This window comes from Pseudomonas sp. HMSC057H01 (assembly GCF_001836405.1).
Taxonomy (GTDB): Bacteria; Pseudomonadota; Gammaproteobacteria; order Pseudomonadales; family Pseudomonadaceae; genus Pseudomonas; species Pseudomonas aeruginosa.
This window is the reverse complement of record NZ_KV828435.1, coordinates 1-224: the sequence shown is the minus strand read 5'-3', so window position 1 is coordinate 224 and position 224 is coordinate 1. Positions and strand designations below refer to the sequence as shown.

The 224-nt window shown below is 61.2% G+C and carries 1 protein-coding gene; it reads left to right on the top strand.

Going from position 1 to position 224, the window contains the following annotated elements:
* A partial coding sequence (locus HMPREF2581_RS10405; protein WP_139181903.1) for a DUF1983 domain-containing protein occupies window positions 1-224 on the top strand: 224 nt, incomplete at both ends.

The following is a 224-nucleotide window of genomic DNA, read 5'->3' as shown; positions in this document are numbered from 1 at the left end:
GCGCGCACCGATACCAACGAGGCGAACATCCAGACCACATCTCAAGCGGTTACCTCGCTGGATGGAAACGTCAAGGCGCTCTACAGCGTGAAGCTCCAGGCGCATGCCAACGGGCAGAAGTACGCCGCTGGCTGGCAACTGGGCTTCGACAGCGGTACGAGCGTGACGACCATGGCGTTCCAGGCTGATCGGTTCCTCTGGTTCAACAGTTCCAGCGGGCAGAC